The organism is Enterobacter sp. BIDMC 30 (genome assembly GCF_000534355.1).
Lineage (GTDB): Bacteria > Pseudomonadota > Gammaproteobacteria > Enterobacterales > Enterobacteriaceae > Enterobacter > Enterobacter ludwigii.
The window spans coordinates 1724069-1742962 of the sequence record NZ_KI973169.1 but is presented as its reverse complement, the minus strand read 5'-3'; the positions used below and the strand labels follow the sequence as shown (position 1 = coordinate 1742962).

The window sequence follows — 18894 nt, the reverse complement described above, 5'->3', positions numbered from 1 at the left end:
GCAATAAAAATCAGCCAGCAGTTTAAACTGCCGGACGGTTACATCAAGAATAATTCTTATTTTTATTGGCCACGGGATGCCTGCCGGAACGTCAGGTTAAGACGGAACTCGCCGGTCTGAGGATGTACTCCCGGTTTGAGGGGCTGAATGCCGTGATAAAAAAGCCGCGATTCCCTGCCCCAAACCACCACATCACCGTGCTCCAGCATGAGCCGTTTCAGCGGATCGTTACGGCGTAATCCGCCAAACTGGAAGACCGCGGGCAGGCCTAAGGATACCGAGACGATCGGCGCGCGCAGATCGGGTTCATCCTTGTCCTGATGCAGCGAGAGCTTTGCCCCCACGGCGTAGCGGTTAATCAGACAGGCATCCGGGCGAAAGTCGGCATAGCCCGCTTCAACGGCGGCGTCATGGCAGAGCGCCCGAAAAACGTCAGGCATCGGCGGCCATGGCTGGTCGGTTACAGGATCGCCCGGGGCATATACATAGCCCTGCGCGTTTGTCGCCCAGCCCAGTTCCCCGCAGTTCGTCATCGCCACCGACATGGTGTACCCCCCGGGCGTCACCATGTGTCGAAACGGCGAGACCGCCGCCACCTCATCGATGCCGGCAAGCAGCGCCGCCGCGCGGGAAAGCGCAAAGCGGCGCAGGATCACCGCGCCGGGCGCAAGGGGCTCCTGCCAGGGTTCCGCATCCGCAAAAAGATCGAGCATTATCCCTCCGGGTTCTTTGCCTCACGTTTCAGTAACAACGCCTTTCGTTCTGTCCCCCAGCGGTAGCCCGAAAGCGCACCGTCGTGACGAACAACGCGGTGGCAGGGGATGATAACGGCCAGTTTATTTGCGGCACAGGCTCCCGCCACCGCACGCACAGCGCCTGGGCTACCGATCGTCTGCGCCACCTGGCGATAACTTGCCGTTTCACCGCGGGGTATGTCACGAAGCGCCTGCCACACACGCTGCTGGAAAGAGGTGCCCCGAATATCCAGCGGAAGTGCCAGCGGCACGGTATGGTCATCGATAGCGCTAATCACCCGCTCAATACGCCGGGCGAATTCTCCTTCCAGCGTTTCTCGCTCTGCTTTTGGAAACAGCGTCAAAAGCTCCTCGGTTAATGTCGCATCGTCGTCACCCAGCAGAATCGCGCAGATCCCGCGCTCGCTTTCACCCACCAGGCAACGGCCTAACGAACACTCACCAATCGCATAACGCACCGCCACATCCCCTTTCCGGTACTGCTTCGCCGTCATGCCCAGCGCAGCGTTGGCTTGACGATAATAGCTGCTGCTGTCAGGAAACCCGGCGGCCAGCACGGCATCGGTAATTTTGTCCCCCTGCGCAAGCGCGGTACGCAGGCGTTGTACCCGCGCCGCCTGTTGCCAGGCTTTAGGCGTCATACCGGTAACGGACTTAAACAAGCGGTGGAAGTGGAAAGGACTCATGGCGACCTGCTGCGCCAGCATTTCCAGCGTTAACGCGGGATCGCGCTCCAGCAGACGGCAGGCATGTTCAACTTTTGCCAGCGTCTGTTCCTGCGGATCGCGTTTGTCCGGCTGACAGCGTTTACACGGGCGAAACCCTGCCTGAAGGGCATGATCTACATCGGGATAGAAGCGGACATTTTTACGTAACGCGTGGCGGGCACGGCAGGACGGACGACAGACGATCCCCGTCGTTTGCACGGCAAAGACAAACTGATCGTCAGCACGCGGATCGCGAGCCAGCACGGCCAGCCAGCGATCGTCATCGGTAGTAAAGGTCGGGTTTTTCATCATCAGCTCCTCTTACAAGCATACATACAGCGTGCCCGAGTGCCACTGATTAAAAACCCGCAACCTTGCTTTTTAATTCTTGTCACTTACCAGGAAGCTGTCGAACTGCGGCGAACTCCAGGTTTTGAAGCCATCAGCCTCTTTGGTGATCATATAGACAGCCAGTCCTTCCTGGCGGACCACCTCTTTGGCTTTCTCCGGACCGAGGACCATTAAACCGGTATCCCAGGCATCGGCTTCCAGCGCGGTGGGGGCAATGACCGTCACCGAGACCAGATTATGCGCGATAGGGCGACCGGTCTGCGGATCGATCACATGCGAAATCCGCTTCCCGTCGAGTTCATAATAGTTACGGTAGCTCCCGGAGGTGCTGATACCGTGACCGTTAATATCCACAATCGCCTGTACGGCGTTTTGCTGGTCGGTCGGTTTTTGAATCGCCACTCGCCACGGATTACCGCTGGCATTCATGCCGCGGCTGACTAACGCGCCGCCCACGGACACCAGGTAACGCGAAATACCTTCCTGGGCCATCAGCGCGGCCAGATGATCTGCCGCATACCCTTCCCCTACCGTCGACAGATCAACAAACAGATCGGGAATATCTTTTTGCAGGTACTGTTGTCCGTACTGGTTGATCACCGTCAGGTGCTGTAACCCTGTCCGGGCGCGGGCGTCATCTATCGCCGCCTGGTCAGGTGTGGTGACAGGTTGCTTGTTCGGGCCAAACCCCCACAGGTTAACCAGCGGCCCCACGGTCACGTCCATCGCGCCGTTGGTCTTGTAGCCCACGCGCATTGATTCGGTCACGATATCGGCCATTGCTTCGCTCACCGGCCACAGGGAAGTGCTGGTAGAGAGGTTAAAGCGCATCAGCGCAGAGTCATTTTTGTAGGTCGAAAGAAGCTGATCGTCGGCGTCCAGCTGCGACTGAATTTTGCTGCGAAGTTCGTCAGTGCGTGTCTTATCGAGATTCATCACGCTGACACGCCAGAATGTGCCCATCGTTTTGCCTTCCAGCACCGTCGCCGCGGGAGCATCCGTTTTGGCCACAGGCGTGGAAGAGTCACATGCTGTCAGGAAAAAAAGTATAGCCAGGAAGCTGGCGCGTAAAAAAGTCATGTCCATTCATTATTATCCTCATGCCAGGGCGGCAAGAGTACACCAAAAGGGTGAATTGTAAGAACCGAAAAGGCACGAAAAAGGGGCCATAAGGCCCCCTTTGTCACACGATGAAGCGATTAGAACTGGTAAACCAGACCCAGCGCTACGATATCATCAGTACCGATACCCGCCTGACGGGTGAATTCATTTTCATCAACCAGGTTGATTTTGTAATCAACGTAGGTGGACATGTTTTTGTTGAAGTAGTAAGTCGCGCCAACATCAACATATTTCAGCAGATCCTGATCGCCGTAACCTTCGATGTCTTTACCTTTGGACTGCAGGTAAGCCACGGATGGACGCAGACCGAAGTCGAACTGGTACTGAGCAACCACTTCGAAGTTCTGTGCTTTGTTAGCAAAGCCGTAAATGTCGCTGCTGCTCTGAGAGTTACCGAAACGGGTTGCGTTATAGGTCTGAGAGTACTGCGCCGCCAGGTAGATGTTGTTGGCGTCGTATTTCAGGCCACCAGAGTAAACTTCAGCACGATCGCCTTCGCCTTTCAGCGCCAGGTTAGTGGTGTCGTTCTGGTCAGCAGTACGTTTAGAAGAAGACATCGCACCACCGATGCTGAAGCCTTCGCCCAGGTTGTAGGTCACAGACGCGCCGTAACCGTCACCGTTCTGTTTCAGGGTGCTACGACCGGAATCGTTTTCACCGCTTACGCTGCCGTTTTTACCCTGATACTGCAGAGCAAAGTTCAGGCCATCAACCAGACCGAAGAAGTCCTGGTTACGGTAGGTTGCTACGCCGTTAGCACGGGATTGCAGGAAGTTGTCTGCACCGTAGGTGTCGCCGCCAAATTCTGGCAGAACGTCAGTCCAGGACGTTACGTCGTAGATCACACCGTAGTTACGACCATAATCGAAAGAACCCGCGTCAGCGAATTTCAGACCCGCGAACGCTACACGCGTCCAGGACTGGTTGTCGCTTTCAGAGGTGTTGCCCTGAATCTGGTATTCCCACTGGCCGTAACCGGTCAGCTGATCGTTAACCTGGGTTTCGCCTTTGAAGCCAAGACGCATGTAAGTCTGGTCGCCATCATTGCTCTTGTCGTCAGAGAAATAGTGCAGACCATCAACTTTGCCGTACAGATCTAATTTGTTGCCATCTTTGTTATAAATTTCAGCCGCATTTGCTGCGCCTGCCACCAGCAGAGCTGGTACCAGGAGGGACAGTACTTTAACTTTCATTTTATTAACCCTCTGTTATATGCCTTATAATTGCCACTGCTTACTGATTAACCCTCATTAACCAGTCGGCAATTTCATTCTCCGCAAAATTACAGAATAATCCAACGGGAATATGATACGAAAACTTTGAAAATGTTTCATTTCACGATAAACATGTTTCAAAATGTAAATACCAAGGAACTTTTACAAAGCACAGAGAGCTTAAGAATTTAGCACTTATCATCAAGCGAGAAGAAAAAACATTTAAATTCAGTAAACTACATTAAAAATATTTACAGCACTGAATGACAAAACAAGATCGGCCGTTATCTCTAAAATAACTCTCGCTATCATCATTAACTTTATTTATTACCGTCATTCAGATTTGAATGTCTGTTTATCCCTAATTCTACCGAATGCCTGGCATTCGGTTTTTTTTTACCTTTCTTTACGTAGCATGCGTTTTTTTGTGCTACCGCACTGAAATTGTAACGACTATTAACTAAATTCGTTTCCTCTCTCCTCGAGAACCGCGTCATTACTGAAAATCTCAATTTCTTGTTAATTCGTGCTATTTACCGGTATGTATCGTTTTTTATTTGTACACTCTCACTCGCTTTGTAGATGTTTCATGCAATGGCGTTCTCCGATATTGTCAGTCGAAAAAGTGGCGGGTTCAAAGAGCGTGACGCTGGAAATTCAGGTATTACCCTTTATACTGCCCTATCGCCATAGAGCACGACCATTACGGGTTAAAGATATCAATGAGTCAGACTGAAACTACCGCTCCGAGCAAATTCTCCCTCTTACCCGGGAGCATCACCCGTTTCTTTCTTCTTTTGATCGTTGTGCTGCTAGTCACAATGGGGGTTATGGTTCAGAGCGCGGTTAACGCCTGGCTGAAGGACAAGAGCTATCAGGTTGTTGATATCACCCACGCCGTCCACAAGCGCATTGATACCTGGCGCTATGCAACCTGGCAGATTTACGACAACATCGCGGCCGCGCCGGCAACCTCCTCCGGAGACGGGCTTCAGGAGACTCGCCTGAAGCAGGACGTCTATTATCTGGAAAAACCACAGCGCAAAACCGAAGCGCTGATCTTCGGCTCTCATGACAGCGCAACGCTTGAGATGACCCAGCGCATCTCAACCTATCTTGATACCCTTTGGGGTGCCGAGACGGTGCCGTGGTCGATGTACTATCTGAACGGTCAGGACAACAGCATGATCCTGATCTCAACCCTGCCGCTAAAAGATCTCTCTTCCGGTTTCAAAGAGACGACCGTGGGCAGCATTGTCGATTCCCGCCGGGCAGAAATGCTGCAGCAGGCGAACGCCCTTGATGAACGTGAGAGCTTCTCATCTCTGCGCCGCCTCGCCTGGCAGAATGGCCATTACTTTACGCTGCGTACCACCTTTAACCAGCCAGGCCATCTGGCGACGGTGGTGGCCTTCGATTTGCCCATCAATGACTTGATTCCACCGGATATGCCGCTCGACAGCTTCCGTCTGGAGCCGGACAGCAGCACTCAGAATATGCGAGCCGCATCGGACAAAGAGGCCGCAGAGAGCGTATCGATCTCCTTTAACGGCTCGAAAATCGAAATTGCCTCTTCGCTGAACTCAACCGGTATGCGTCTGGTGTGGCAAGTGCCGTTCGGCACCCTGCTGCTTGATACGCTGCAAAATATCCTCCTGCCCCTGCTGCTGAATATCGGCCTGCTGGCGCTGGCGCTGTTTGGCTACAGCACGTTCCGCTTCCAGTCAGGGCGTCAAAGCGATGCCGCCCCGGTCCCGGCAGGAACCAGTAACGAACTGCGCGTGTTGCGCGCGCTGAATGAAGAGATTATTTCCGTGCTGCCGCTTGGGGTGCTGGTTCACGATCAGGAAGCCAACCGTACGGTGATGAGCAATAAAATTGCTGATCACCTGCTGCCTCATCTCAATCTGCAGAACATCACCGCTATGGCGGATCAACATCAGGGCGTGATTCAGGCCACCATTAATAACGAGCTGTATGAGATCCGACAGTTCCGCAGCCAGATCGCCTCCCGCACGCAGATCTTCATCATCCGCGATCAGGATCGTGAAGTGCTGGTGAATAAAAAGCTCAAGCAGGCACAACGTCTGTATGAGAAAAACCAGCAGGGACGCGCTGCCTTTATGCAGAATATTGGTGATGCCTTCAAGAAGCCGTTAAAAATGCTGGCGACCCAGGCGGCGGCGCTGAATACATCTGAAAGCCATCAGCTTGCCTGCCAGGCCGACTCGCTGGTGCGCATGGTAGATGAGATCCAGCTGGCGAATATGCTCGAAAATGATTTCTGGAAAGGAACGCCGACCCTCTTCTCTATCCAGAATCTGATCGATGAAGTGGTGCCTGAGGTCCTGCCCGTAATTAAGCGCAAAGGGCTGCAGCTGCTGATCAATAACCATTTACCGGCGAATGATGAACGTCACGGCGATCGCGAAGCGCTGCGTCGCATTCTGCTGATGATTATTCAGTACGCCGTCACCACCACCCAGATCGGCAAGATCACCCTGGAAGTCAGTACCGACGAGTCGGCTGAAGATCGCCTGACGTTCCGTATCCTGGATACCGGGGAAGGCGTAACGACAAGCGAAATCGATAATCTGCATTTCCCGTTCCTGAATGACACCCAGAGCGATCATTACGGCAAGGCCAATGCCCTGACCTTCTGGCTGTGCGATCAGCTGGCACGTAAGCTCGGTGGCCATCTGAATATCAAGGCCCGCGAATCGCTTGGCACGCGTTACTCACTGCACGTTAAAATGGCGGCGAATCCACAGGAAGAAGACGAAGAACGCCTGCTGGATGATGTGGTCGTGATGGTGGATGTGACCTCGAACGAGATCCGTAATATTGTGGTTCGTCAGTTAGAAAACTGGGGCGCGGCCTGCATAACGCCGGATGAAAGACTCTCAAGTCAAGAATTTGATCTGTTTTTAACTGATAATCCGTCTAATCTTACTGCCTCCGGCTTGCTTTTAAGCGATGATGAGCCAGGCGTGCGAAAAATCGGCCCAGGCCAGCTGCGCGTCAACTTTAATATAAGCAATGCGATGCAGGAAGCTGTACTACAACTAATAGAAGAGCAACTGGCGCAGGAAGAGATAGCGGAATCACCGTTAGGCGGCAATGAAAATGCCGAGCTTCACGCCAGCGGATACTATTCACTCTTTGTTGATACAGTACCAGATGATGTTAAGCGGTTGTATACTGAGTCCGCTGCGAATGATTTTGCAGCGCTGGCACAGACAGCACACCGGCTTAAAGGGGTGTTTGCCATGCTTAATCTGGTTCCCGGCAAGCAGTTATGTGAAACGCTGGAACATCTAATTCGTGAGAAAGATGCCTCTGGCATTGAAAAATACATCAGCGACATTGACGCCTACGTCAAAAGCTTGCTGTAGCAAGGTAGCCTTATACATGAACAATATGAACGTAATTATTGCCGATGACCATCCGATTGTACTGTTCGGTATTCGCAAATCACTTGAACAGATCGAGTGGGTGAATGTAGTCGGTGAATTTGAAGACTCTACAGCACTGATCAATAACCTCCCAAAGCTTGATGCGCATGTGCTCATCACCGATCTCTCCATGCCTGGGGACAAATACGGTGATGGGATCACACTCATCAAATATATCAAACGTCACTTCCCGGACATCTCGATCATTGTTCTGACCATGAACAACAACCCGGCCATTCTCAGCGCCGTGCTGGATCTGGATATCGAAGGGATTGTGCTGAAACAGGGTGCGCCGACCGATCTGCCAAAAGCGCTCGCTGCGCTGCAGAAAGGCAAGAAGTTCACGCCTGAAAGCGTCTCTCGTTTGCTGGAAAAAATCAGCGCCGGTGGCTATGGCGACAAACGCCTGTCTCCGAAAGAGAGCGAAGTTCTGCGCCTGTTCGCCGAAGGTTTCCTGGTCACCGAGATTGCCAAGAAGCTGAACCGCAGTATTAAAACCATCAGTAGCCAGAAGAAATCAGCAATGATGAAACTGGGTGTGGATAACGATATTGCACTGCTGAACTATCTCTCCTCCGTTACGCTGAGCGCGTCGGATAAGGATTGATGTTGACCGGGTGTGCGGCCTGATGGCCTCACCTCCCCCTCCCGGCGTGTGAGGGAAACAACAAAAAAGGCCCTGACGGGCCTTTTTTTATACTCTCGCTTTTCTGACCCGTTCCGCATACACGGAAATCGTCTGTTTCAGGACGTCCAGCGTCACCGGTTTCGACAGACAACTGTCCATCCCTGACTCCAGACAGCGCTGTTTCTCTTCCGCCAGCGCATTCGCCGTCACGCCCACGACCGGCAACGTCAGGCCAAGCTGGCGTATACGCTGCGTCAGACGGTAGCCATCCATATTCGGCATGTTGACGTCGCTAAGAACGATATCAATGTGGTTTTTACTCAGCACGTTCAGCGCATCCACGCCGTCATTGGCGGTTTTGCACTGATAGCCAAGCGAACCCAGCTGGTCTGCCAGCAGGCGACGGTTAATCGGATGGTCATCCACCACCAGAATCATCATATCGTCATTCAGCGATGCCAGCGCATCCGGTGACGGCAACTCCGTCGCCCCGTCGCTATCTTCCAGCTGCACGCTGTAGATACGTGCCAGCAGGCTCATGAGCTCATGCGGCGTTGCCACGCTGTGCACCCATTCACCCGGAGCTCGTTCGACCGGAATACCGATATGGCGACGGCAGAAGTGAACCACCCCTCTGCCCTGCCAGGGTTGTTCCAGCACCTCGTCGGTGATCAGCACATCGTCGATATCCGGCGTTTGCCCTTCATAGCGGGACACGCGCACGCCGCTGTGGGTAAGAAGCGCCGTCAGGTAATCATTCAGTGAGGCATTGTGTACTGCCAGCCAGCAGCGCTTATCGCTCAGGCCGTCCACCACCGCTTTTGCCGGGTACTGGGCAGAATAGAGCGGAATGCGGATAGTAAACTGGCTGCCCATGCCTGGCTCGGTATCAACGGAGATATCGCCGTCCATCATGCTCACGAGCTTCTCACAGATCGCCAGACCCAGCCCGGTCCCCTGGAAGTTACGCTGTACGCCGGTACCGACCTGGAAGAACGGGTCAAACAGACGCACCACTTCTTTCGCCGGGATACCCACGCCGGTATCACGCACGCGAATACTCAGGTAGTCCCCTGCCCGGCACACGTGCAACACAATGCAGCCGATATCGGTAAATTTAATGGCGTTACTGAGCAGGTTAGAAATGACCTGCTGCAGACGCATCGGATCGCCATGCAGCGTCAGCGGCACGTCCGGCTCAATAAAGCAGTAGAGGCCCAGCTGTTTACGCACCACCAGCGGCAGATAGTTGGCGCTGATGTGGTTCATCACCTCGCGCGGAGAGAACTCCCGCGGCTCAATTTTCAGCTGCTCCGACTCAATTTTGGAGAAATCGAGAATATCGCTGATGATTTTCAGCAGCAGGCTGGAGGAGTTATTCATCGCCGTCACCAGGCGATCGACCCCTTTCGGCAGCTCTTTGGTCTGCAGAAGATCAAGGTTACCGATAATCCCGTACAGCGGGGTACGCAACTCGTGGCTGACGGTGGCAAGGAACATGGATTTCGACTGGCTGGCCTGCTCGGCGGCCTGCGCCATCTCCTGCAACGACTCTTCCATCTTCACACGCGCCGAGACGTCTACCAGGACGCAAATTGCCACGTTCTCATTACGATAGCGGGAGTGCACAAAGCTGATTTGCAGGTTCGTGTGCGTGCTGGTCAGCACGTCAACGAAGTTCACCTGCTGGCCACAGATAATCTGCGTCAGCCTCTGTCGGTCCTCATGCGTCAGCATGTTCAGGTAGTTATGCGCCAGCTCGTTACTGAGGATATTGGTCCCGTCCTGCGTGCGCAGGATGCAGATCCCCACCGGCGCCGAGGCGACAATCTTGCGGTTAAACTGCTCGTGCTCTTCCAGCCGCTGGGCGTCGCTTTCGGCGGGTATAAAGATTTTGCGCTCATACATTCGCGCCAGGGTAAACAGCGCCCCCCCGGCCAGCAGGTTCAGCAAAATCGCGTTCATGATAAGAATGCGGATCCGCTCAAGCACCATATCCACGGGCAGCGAATAGACAATACTCAGCGACGAAGGCGGCAAGCTCTTTTTAAGCACCAGCTCACGGAAGCCTGAGGTATAGCCAAACCACGACCGCTCCTGCATCCAGTGCGGATCGACGTTCAGTCGATTATCCGGACCGGCAAGTGAGATCAGGGTATGTCCGTTTTCATCCAGAATGGTCACGCCCATCGGCAGACTGCCCGGCGTGAAGAAGTTTTCCATGCGAATGGTCTGTTCAATCCCCAGCAGCGCCTGCAGACGATTGCCCAGATAGACCGGCGTGAGGGCGTAGAAATAGCCCACGCCCATGCGTGGCCCCTGGCTTATCCAGAAGATGTTATTCCCGCGCTCGTCCTGCGGCGCATTGCGATATTTCACAATACGTTCGTGCAGGCTTTTCAGCGCATCATCGCGCTCAACGGGCACATCGCGCAGGCCAAAGTCGGCCATGCAGAGATTTTCACTGCCAATCAGGAAGACGCGGTTCAGATCATAGGCGGCGGAAAAGTTGTCACGCCAGTAGCGCATAAACCAGGAGAGCGACTCCAGTGAACCACGCCAGGTGCTGCCCATCGCAGAGCAATCGGAATCCGGAAACAGCGGCTCGAAATTCGGTACTTCGGTTTTGTCATTACGCCCACGGATGGCAAGAATGCCGTTTTCCGCGGTCAGCCGATTCTCGGCAATGTACTTCAGCTCCTTCATCACGTCGGACGTTCGCTGAATATAGCGCTGGGCCTGATCGGAGCTTAAGTTAAACTCCTGGCGGATCTCCGCTTCTTTCTGATGAAGGGCGTTAACGATGTAAAACACCGACAATAATGCCACCAGCAACCAAAGCAAGAGCGCCAGCGCCCGAAACAGATAGCGAGAGACTTTCAGCGTGGTACGAAAGGAGACGAGGTATTTCAAAGGGGCGAGGCTCCGCCGTCGGGGTCAAAAAGAATGTGGTTAAGGTAGCGGTAAACGCGCCTTGTCGCAACGTTCACTTATCTGCTTGTGCAAAAGAAAAGGGCCGGAAACCGGCCCTTTTTGCATCAGGAGACATTACTCGTCAGCGTCATCCGCTGCATCATCTTCGGTATCGGCTTCTGGTGCGATTTCATCATCACCTTCTGCGACGCTACCGTCGATGGAGTCGAGCTCTTCGTCATCCACAGGCTCAGCTACACGCTGCAGACCCACGACGTTTTCATCTTCCGCGGTACGGATGAGGATCACACCCTGAGTATTACGGCCAACCACGCTGATCTCAGATACGCGTGTACGCACCAGCGTACCGGCATCCGTGATCATCATGATCTGGTCGGCATCGTCTACCTGTACCGCGCCCACAACGGATCCGTTGCGCTCGGTAACCTTGATAGAGATAACGCCCTGCGTGCCACGAGACTTCGTCGGATATTCGCTTTCGGCAGTACGTTTACCGTAGCCGTTCTGCGTGACGGTCAGAATAGCACCTTCACCGCGCGGAACGATCAGGGAAACGACGGTATCTTCACCGGCCAGTTTGATACCACGAACACCTGTTGCAGTACGGCCCATCGCACGAACCGCGTTCTCTTTGAAGCGCACCACTTTACCGGCGGCGGAGAACAGCATCACTTCATCGGAACCGGAGGTGAGGTCAACGCCAATCAGTTCGTCACCGTCGTTCAGGTTCACCGCGATGATACCGGCAGAACGTGGACGGCTGAATTCGGTCAACGCGGTTTTCTTCACGGTACCGCTGGCGGTCGCCATAAAGACGTTCACGCCTTCTTCGTACTCACGTACCGGCAGAATCGCGGTGATACGTTCGTTCGCTTCCAACGGCAGCAGGTTCACGATTGGACGACCACGCGCACCACGGCTCGCTTCTGGCAGCTGATAGACCTTCATCCAGTACAGACGACCACGGCTTGAGAAGCAGAGGATCGTGTCATGGGTGTTTGCCACCAGCAGACGGTCAATAAAGTCTTCTTCTTTAATACGTGCTGCCGATTTGCCTTTACCGCCACGACGCTGTGCTTCGTAGTCGGTCAGCGGCTGATACTTCACATAGCCCTGGTGAGACAGGGTGACCACCACATCTTCGCGGTTGATCAGATCTTCAATGTTGATATCAGAGCTGTTCGCCGTGATTTCGGTGCGACGCTCATCGCCGAACTGATCGCGGACCAGTTCGAGCTCTTCACGGATCACTTCCATCAGGCGCTCTGCGCTACCCAGGATATGCAGCAGCTCGGCAATCTGTTCCAGCAGTTCTTTGTATTCGTCGAGCAGTTTTTCGTGCTCAAGGCCGGTCAGTTTCTGCAGACGCAGATCCAGAATCGCCTGGGCCTGCTGTTCAGTCAGGTAGTACTGACCGTCACGCACGCCGAACTCAGGCTCCAGCCACTCAGGACGCGCAGCATCGTCGCCAGCGCGTTCCAGCATGGCGGCCACGTTGCCCAGATCCCACGGACGGGCAATCAGAGACGCTTTCGCTTCCGCAGGGGTTGGTGCACGGCGAATCAACTCAATGATTGGGTCGATGTTTGCCAGTGCAACGGCCAGCGCTTCAAGGATATGCGCACGGTCGCGGGCTTTACGCAGTTCGAAAATAGTACGGCGAGTCACCACTTCACGGCGGTGACGCACAAACGCGCTCAGAATATCTTTCAGGTTCATGATCTTCGGCTGACCATGGTGCAATGCAACCATGTTGATACCGAAGGAGACCTGGAGCTGAGTCTGGGAATACAGGTTGTTCAGTACAACCTCGCCTACCGCGTCGCGTTTGATTTCAATCACGATGCGCATGCCGTCTTTATCAGATTCGTCACGCAGCGCGCTGATGCCTTCAACACGTTTTTCTTTTACCAGCTCGGCGATTTTTTCAATCAGACGCGCTTTGTTCACCTGATACGGGATCTCGTGAACAATGATGGTTTCACGGCCGGTTTTGGCGTCCGCTTCCACTTCGGCGCGGGCACGGATATAAATCTTGCCACGTCCGGTGCGGTACGCTTCTTCAATACCACGACGACCGTTGATGATCGCCGCCGTCGGGAAGTCTGGACCCGGGATGTGTTCCATCAGCCCTTCAATGCTGATGTCTTCATCCTCAATATAGGCCAGGCAGCCGTTGATCACTTCCGTGATGTTATGCGGTGGAATGTTGGTTGCCATACCGACGGCGATACCGGACGAACCGTTCACCAGCAGGTTAGGGATTTTCGTTGGCATAACGTCCGGAATGCGTTCCGTGCCGTCATAGTTATCAACGAAATCAACCGTCTCTTTTTCCAGGTCAGCCATCAGCTCATGGGCAATTTTCGCCAGACGGATTTCCGTATAACGCATTGCCGCGGCGGAGTCGCCGTCGATAGAACCAAAGTTACCCTGACCATCTACCAGCATGTAACGCAGCGAGAATGGCTGCGCCATTCGGACGATAGTGTCGTACACCGCGGAATCACCATGGGGATGGTATTTACCGATTACGTCACCAACGACACGGGCAGATTTTTTGTAGGCTTTATTCCAGTCATTGCCCAATACGTTCATGGCGTATAGTACGCGACGGTGTACCGGCTTCAGGCCATCGCGGACGTCCGGCAGCGCACGGCCAACAATGACCGACATCGCATAGTCCAGATAGGAGCTCTTCAGCTCTTCCTCGATGTTAACCGGTGTAATTTCTCTCGCAAGGTCGCTCATCTAACCGCTATCCCTCTACTGTATCCCGGATTCAAAGGTCGCAAATTATAACACAGCCGCGGTGATTGAGGTAAACCAATAAGCTTTATTCAACCGCGCGGGCTGATATACTCCGAAGTCTTGCAAAATAAGGAGTAAAAGCGCCCATGAATGCCGAAAAATCCCCGGTAGCTCACAACGTTGACCATGAAGAGATTGCCAAATTCGAAGCGGTGGCATCCCGCTGGTGGGATCTCGAAGGTGAGTTTAAACCTCTGCACCGCATTAACCCGCTGCGTCTGGGCTATATCGCGGAGCGTTCCGGCGGCCTGTTCGGTAAGAAAGTGCTCGACGTCGGCTGCGGCGGCGGCATTCTGGCAGAAAGCATGGCGCGCGAAGGGGCCACCGTCACCGGTCTGGATATGGGCTTTGAACCGCTGCAGGTTGCCCGTCTTCATGCGCTGGAATCTGGAGTGCAGGTGGAATATGTGCAGGAAACCGTCGAAGAACATGCGGCGAAGCATGCCCATCAGTACGACGTGGTGACCTGTATGGAAATGCTGGAGCACGTTCCCGACCCCCAGTCCGTGGTTCACGCCTGTGCAAAACTGGTGAAACCGGGCGGCCAGGTCTTCTTCTCGACGATCAACCGAAACGGAAAAGCCTGGCTGATGGCGGTCGTCGGGGCGGAGTATGTGCTGCGTATGGTGCCAAAAGGCACGCACGACGTGAAGAAATTCATCAAGCCTGCTGAATTACTAAGCTGGGTTGATCAGACGTGGCTCAAGGAGCAGCACATCACCGGTCTGCATTACAATCCATTGACCGATAAATTCAAACTCGCACCGGGTGTAGATGTTAACTATATGTTGCATACAACCGCCAAAAACGACTGACGTCATCCATTATTCTTATAAAGATTGCGCGACATCATGTTGCGCAATTCTGACCTCCCGTTGAAGAAATCAGCACTCGATCAAATTTTGAATTTTTTTTCTTAATTATTGACATCTCTTCCAGGCCTTACGGTACGAGGACTTAGCCTTTTTTACCCTTTGACAACCTCAATTTAACGTCAAAATCAACCCTTGTGCTGAAAAGATTCGATACTAGAATACTCACCATATAGCGTTTTTCTTATCGCAAACCCCCTATATGTAGTATTTATCCACAGAGTTAGTCACAAGACGGATCTGTGGATAAGCGGGGGATATTTTTTATTTCACGGACAGGTAAAACCCACATGAATCAGAGTCTGCTGGTGACTAAGCGCGACGGTACCACCGAGCGTATCAATCTGGACAAAATCCATCGTGTTCTCGACTGGGCAGCAGAAGGACTGAATAACGTATCTATCTCCCAGGTTGAACTGCGCTCTCACATTCAGTTCTACGATGGCATCAAGACGTCTGATATCCACGAAACCATCATCAAGGCTGCGGCGGATCTCATTTCCCGTGAAGCCCCGGATTATCAGTACCTCGCTGCACGTCTGGCGATTTTCCACCTGCGTAAAAAAGCGTACGGCCAGTTTGAGCCGCCAAAGCTTTACGATCACGTGGTGAAAATGGTTGAGCTGGGCAAATACGACACGCATCTGCTGGAAGACTATACGGAAGAAGAGTTCGAGCAGATGAACGGGTTTATCGATCACTGGCGCGACATGAACTTCTCTTACGCGGCGGTGAAGCAGCTCGAAGGCAAATACCTGGTTCAGAACCGTGTGACCGGTGAGATCTACGAAAGCGCCCAGTTCCTCTATATTCTGGTGGCCGCCTGCCTGTTCTCTAACTACCCGCGTGACACCCGTCTGGAATACGTGAAGCGTTTCTACGATGCGGTTTCCACGTTCAAGATTTCTCTGCCTACGCCAATCATGTCTGGCGTGCGCACCCCAACCCGTCAGTTCAGCTCATGCGTCCTGATCGAGTGTGGTGACAGCCTGGATTCCATCAACGCGACCTCCAGCGCCATCGTGAAATATGTCTCCCAGCGTGCCGGTATCGGCATCAACGCCGGTCGCATCCGTGCACTGGGTAGCCCGATTCGCGGCGGTGAAGCGTTCCACACCGGCTGTATCCCGTTCTACAAACACTTCCAGACCGCGGTAAAATCCTGCTCTCAGGGCGGCGTACGCGGTGGTGCTGCCACCCTGTTCTACCCAATGTGGCACCTGGAAGTGGAAAGCCTGCTGGTACTGAAAAACAACCGTGGCGTTGAAGGCAACCGCGTTCGTCACATGGACTACGGCGTACAGATCAACAAGCTGATGTACACCCGTCTGCTGAAAGGTGAAGACATCACCCTGTTCAGCCCGTCCGACGTTCCGGGCCTGTATGACGCGTTCTTTGCCGATCAGGATGAGTTCGAGCGTCTGTACACCAAATACGAAAAAGACGACAGCATCCGTAAGCAGCGCGTTAAGGCGGTTGACCTGTTCTCCCTGATGATGCAGGAACGTGCCTCTACCGGCCGTATCTACATTCAGAACGTTGACCACTGCAACACCCATAGCCCGTTTGACCCGGTGGTTGCGCCAGTGCGCCAGTCTAACCTGTGCCTGGAAATCGCCCTGCCGACCAAACCGCTGGAAGATGTTAACGACGAAAACGGCGAAATCGCGCTCTGCACCCTCTCTGCTTTCAACCTGGGCGCTATCAAGAGCCTGGAAGAGCTGGAAGAGCTGGCGGTGCTGGCCGTGCGTGCGCTGGATGCCCTGCTGGATTACCAGGACTACCCAATCCCGGCGGCAAAACGTGGAGCAATGGGCCGTCGAACCCTCGGTATCGGCGTTATCAACTTTGCCTACTGGCTGGCGAAACACGGTAAGCGTTACTCCGACGGCAGCGCGAACAACCTGACCCACGAAACGTTCGAAGCGATTCAGTACTACCTGCTGAAAGCCTCCAACGAGCTGGCGAAAGAGCAAGGCGCGTGCCCGTGGTTCAACGAAACCACCTATGCGAAAGGCATTCTGCCGATCGATACCTATAAGAAAGACCTGGATGCGATCTCTAACGAACCGCTGCATCTGGACTGGGAAGCGCTGCGTGAATCCATCAAGACTCAAGGCCTGCGTAACTCCACGCTGTCTGCCCTGATGCCGTCTGAGACCTCTTCGCAGATCTCTAACGCCACCAACGGTATTGAACCACCGCGCGGCCACGTCAGCATTAAAGCGTCGAAAGACGGTATCCTGCGTCAGGTTGTGCCTGACTACGAGCTGCTGAAAGACAACTACGAGCTGCTGTGGGAAATGCCAAACAACGACGGTTACCTGCAGCTGGTGGGGATCATGCAGAAGTTTATCGACCAGTCGATTTCTGCTAACACCAACTACGACCCGACGCGCTTCCCGTCTGGCAAGGTACCGATGCAGCAACTGTTGAAAGACCTGCTCACCGCCTACAAATTTGGTGTGAAAACCCTGTACTATCACAACACCCGTGATGGTGCGGAAGACGCTCAGGATGACATGGCACCGTCAATTCAGGACGATGGCTGCGAAAGCGGCGCATGTAAGATCTAATGAAGGGCGGGGATATCCCCGCCTTTATTTCGTAAGACAGGACTCCAATTCATGGCATACACCACCTTTTCACAGACGAAAAACGACCAACTCAAAGAGCCGATGTTCTTCGGGCAACCGGTCAACGTGGCACGCTACGATCAGCAAAAATATGACATCTTCGAAAAGCTGATTGAAAAGCAACTCTCCTTCTTCTGGCGCCCGGAAGAAGTTGACGTCTCTCGCGATCGTATCGATTTCCAGGCGTTGCCGGAGCACGAAAAGCATATCTTCATCAGCAACCTGAAGTACCAGACGCTGCTGGACTCCATTCAGGGCCGTAGCCCGAACGTGGCGCTGCTGCCGCTGATCTCCATTCCGGAGCTGGAAACCTGGGTGGAAACCTGGGCGTTTTCTGAGACCATCCACTCCCGCTCTTACACCCACATTATCCGCAACATCGTTAACGATCCGGCGGTGGTGTTTGACGATATCGTCACTAACGAGCAGATCCAGAAACGTGCTGAAGGTATTGCGCACTACTACGACGAACTGATCGAGATGACCAGCTACTGGCATCTGCTGGGCGAAGGCACCCACACCGTGAACGGCAAAACCGTCACCGTGAGCCTGCGCGCGCTGAAGAAACAGCTTTACCTGTGCCTGATGAGCGTTAACGCACTGGAAGCCATCCGCTTCTACGTGAGCTTCGCCTGCTCCTTCGCTTTTGCGGAACGCAAGCTGATGGAAGGTAATGCCAAAATCATCCGTCTGATCGCCCGTGACGAAGCCCTACACCTGACCGGCACCCAGCATATGCTGAACCTGCTGCGCAGCGGTACAGACGATCCGGAGATGGCTGAGATTGCCGAAGAGTGCAAACAGGAGTGCTATGACCTGTTCGTGCTGGCCGCTCAGCAGGAGAAAGAGTGGGCAGACTACCTGTTCCGCGACGGCTCCATGATTGGCCTGAACAAAGACATCCTGTGCCAGTATGTTGAGTACATCACCAACATCCGTATGCAGGCGGTCGGGCTTGAGCTGCCGTTCAAAACCCGCTCTAACCCAATTCCGTGGATCAACACCTGGCTGGTATCCGATAACGTGCAGGTTGCGCCACAGGAAGTGGAAGTCAGTTCTTATCTGGTCGGGCAGATTGACTCTGAAGTTAATACCGACGACCTGAGCGACTTCCAGCTCTGATGAGCCGCGTAACGCTTAGCCTTTCCGGTACCGAAGTGCTGTGCCGGGAAGAACACCCTTCCCTGTTGATTGCGCTTGAGGCGCATCAGGTTGAAGTGGAGTATCAATGCCGCTCAGGCTATTGCGGCTCATGTCGCTGCCGTTTAGTCGCCGGACAAGTGGACTGGCTGACCGAACCGCTGGCCTTCATCAACGAAGGTGAAATTTTGCCCTGCTGCTGCCGGGCAAAAGGCGATATAGAGATTGAGATGTAAACCGCCCCTCCGGGCGACATAAAAAAGGGCCTT

12 protein-coding genes are annotated in these 18894 nt (G+C 53.8%); 6 read left to right on the top strand and 6 right to left on the bottom strand.

Going from position 1 to position 18894, the window contains the following annotated elements:
* Window positions 1-62: 62 nt before the first annotated feature.
* From alkB to L466_RS14060, 4 genes are all read right to left on the bottom strand, one after another.
* A complete protein-coding gene (alkB, locus tag L466_RS14045; RefSeq protein WP_032680575.1) occupies window positions 63-713 on the bottom strand; it encodes a DNA oxidative demethylase AlkB in 651 nt (216 codons plus the stop codon).
* Window positions 713-1771, bottom strand: coding sequence for a bifunctional DNA-binding transcriptional regulator/O6-methylguanine-DNA methyltransferase Ada (gene ada, locus L466_RS14050; protein ID WP_032680574.1), 1059 nt, complete (start codon window positions 1769-1771; stop codon window positions 713-715). The genes alkB and ada overlap by 1 nt, the downstream gene beginning before the upstream one ends.
* 72 nt (window positions 1772-1843) lie before the next feature.
* Window positions 1844-2899: an FAD:protein FMN transferase ApbE gene (gene apbE / locus L466_RS14055; RefSeq protein ID WP_032680573.1), complete on the bottom strand. Its 1056-nt coding sequence runs from the start codon at window positions 2897-2899 to the stop codon at window positions 1844-1846.
* A gap of 113 nt (window positions 2900-3012) precedes the next feature.
* Complete coding sequence (locus L466_RS14060; RefSeq protein WP_014170959.1) at window positions 3013-4128, bottom strand: porin OmpC; 1116 nt, start codon at window positions 4126-4128, stop codon at window positions 3013-3015.
* Between the two features lie 743 nt (window positions 4129-4871).
* Between L466_RS14060 and rcsD the strand changes: the two genes are divergently transcribed.
* Both rcsD and rcsB read left to right on the top strand, forming a co-directional pair.
* Complete coding sequence (gene rcsD / locus L466_RS14065; RefSeq protein ID WP_020883163.1) at window positions 4872-7544, top strand: phosphotransferase RcsD; 2673 nt, start codon at window positions 4872-4874, stop codon at window positions 7542-7544.
* 16 nt (window positions 7545-7560) lie between these two features.
* On the top strand, window positions 7561-8211 hold the full coding sequence (gene rcsB, locus L466_RS14070; RefSeq protein ID WP_006176468.1) for a response regulator transcription factor RcsB: 651 nt from the start codon (window positions 7561-7563) through the stop codon (window positions 8209-8211).
* Window positions 8212-8298: 87 nt separating this feature from the next.
* Here the strand turns inward: rcsB and rcsC are convergent, their stop codons facing one another.
* Window positions 8299-11145: a two-component system sensor histidine kinase RcsC gene (gene rcsC, locus L466_RS14075; protein ID WP_032680572.1), complete on the bottom strand. Its 2847-nt coding sequence runs from the start codon at window positions 11143-11145 to the stop codon at window positions 8299-8301.
* Window positions 11146-11280: 135 nt separating this feature from the next.
* Window positions 11281-13917, bottom strand: coding sequence for a DNA topoisomerase (ATP-hydrolyzing) subunit A (gene gyrA / locus L466_RS14080; protein ID WP_014170963.1), 2637 nt, complete (start codon window positions 13915-13917; stop codon window positions 11281-11283).
* 146 nt (window positions 13918-14063) lie between these two features.
* Here gyrA and ubiG point away from each other — a divergent pair, with 146 nt between their 5' ends.
* From ubiG to yfaE, 4 genes are all read left to right on the top strand, one after another.
* Window positions 14064-14792: a bifunctional 2-polyprenyl-6-hydroxyphenol methylase/3-demethylubiquinol 3-O-methyltransferase UbiG gene (gene ubiG, locus L466_RS14085; RefSeq protein WP_014170964.1), complete on the top strand. Its 729-nt coding sequence runs from the start codon at window positions 14064-14066 to the stop codon at window positions 14790-14792.
* A gap of 347 nt (window positions 14793-15139) precedes the next feature.
* Window positions 15140-17425 carry a class 1a ribonucleoside-diphosphate reductase subunit alpha gene (nrdA, locus tag L466_RS14090; protein ID WP_032680571.1) on the top strand — a complete coding sequence of 762 codons (2286 nt, stop codon included), beginning with the start codon at window positions 15140-15142 and terminating at the stop codon, window positions 17423-17425.
* Between the two features lie 51 nt (window positions 17426-17476).
* A complete protein-coding gene (gene nrdB, locus L466_RS14095) occupies window positions 17477-18607 on the top strand; it encodes a class Ia ribonucleoside-diphosphate reductase subunit beta (RefSeq protein ID WP_014170966.1) in 1131 nt (376 codons plus the stop codon).
* Window positions 18607-18861, top strand: a complete 255-nt coding sequence (gene yfaE / locus L466_RS14100; RefSeq protein ID WP_014170967.1) for a class I ribonucleotide reductase maintenance protein YfaE — start codon at window positions 18607-18609, stop codon at window positions 18859-18861. The genes nrdB and yfaE overlap by 1 nt, the downstream gene beginning before the upstream one ends.
* Window positions 18862-18894 lie beyond the last annotated feature (33 nt).

Excerpts from the sequence above, each read along its gene's own strand:
- alkB (WP_032680575.1), bottom strand. The coding sequence starts at position 713 with ATGCTCGATCTTTTTGCGGATGCGGAACCCTGGCAGGAGCCCCTTGCG.
- ada (WP_032680574.1), bottom strand. The coding sequence starts at position 1,771 with ATGAAAAACCCGACCTTTACTACCGATGACGATCGCTGGCTGGCCGTG.
- apbE (WP_032680573.1), bottom strand. The coding sequence starts at position 2,899 with ATGGACATGACTTTTTTACGCGCCAGCTTCCTGGCTATACTTTTTTTC.
- L466_RS14060 (WP_014170959.1), bottom strand. The coding sequence starts at position 4,128 with ATGAAAGTTAAAGTACTGTCCCTCCTGGTACCAGCTCTGCTGGTGGCA.
- rcsD (WP_020883163.1), top strand. The coding sequence starts at position 4,872 with ATGAGTCAGACTGAAACTACCGCTCCGAGCAAATTCTCCCTCTTACCC.
- rcsB (WP_006176468.1), top strand. The coding sequence starts at position 7,561 with ATGAACAATATGAACGTAATTATTGCCGATGACCATCCGATTGTACTG.
- gyrA (WP_014170963.1), bottom strand. The coding sequence starts at position 13,917 with ATGAGCGACCTTGCGAGAGAAATTACACCGGTTAACATCGAGGAAGAG.
- ubiG (WP_014170964.1), top strand. The coding sequence starts at position 14,064 with ATGAATGCCGAAAAATCCCCGGTAGCTCACAACGTTGACCATGAAGAG.
- nrdA (WP_032680571.1), top strand. The coding sequence starts at position 15,140 with ATGAATCAGAGTCTGCTGGTGACTAAGCGCGACGGTACCACCGAGCGT.
- nrdB (WP_014170966.1), top strand. The coding sequence starts at position 17,477 with ATGGCATACACCACCTTTTCACAGACGAAAAACGACCAACTCAAAGAG.
- yfaE (WP_014170967.1), top strand. The coding sequence starts at position 18,607 with ATGAGCCGCGTAACGCTTAGCCTTTCCGGTACCGAAGTGCTGTGCCGG.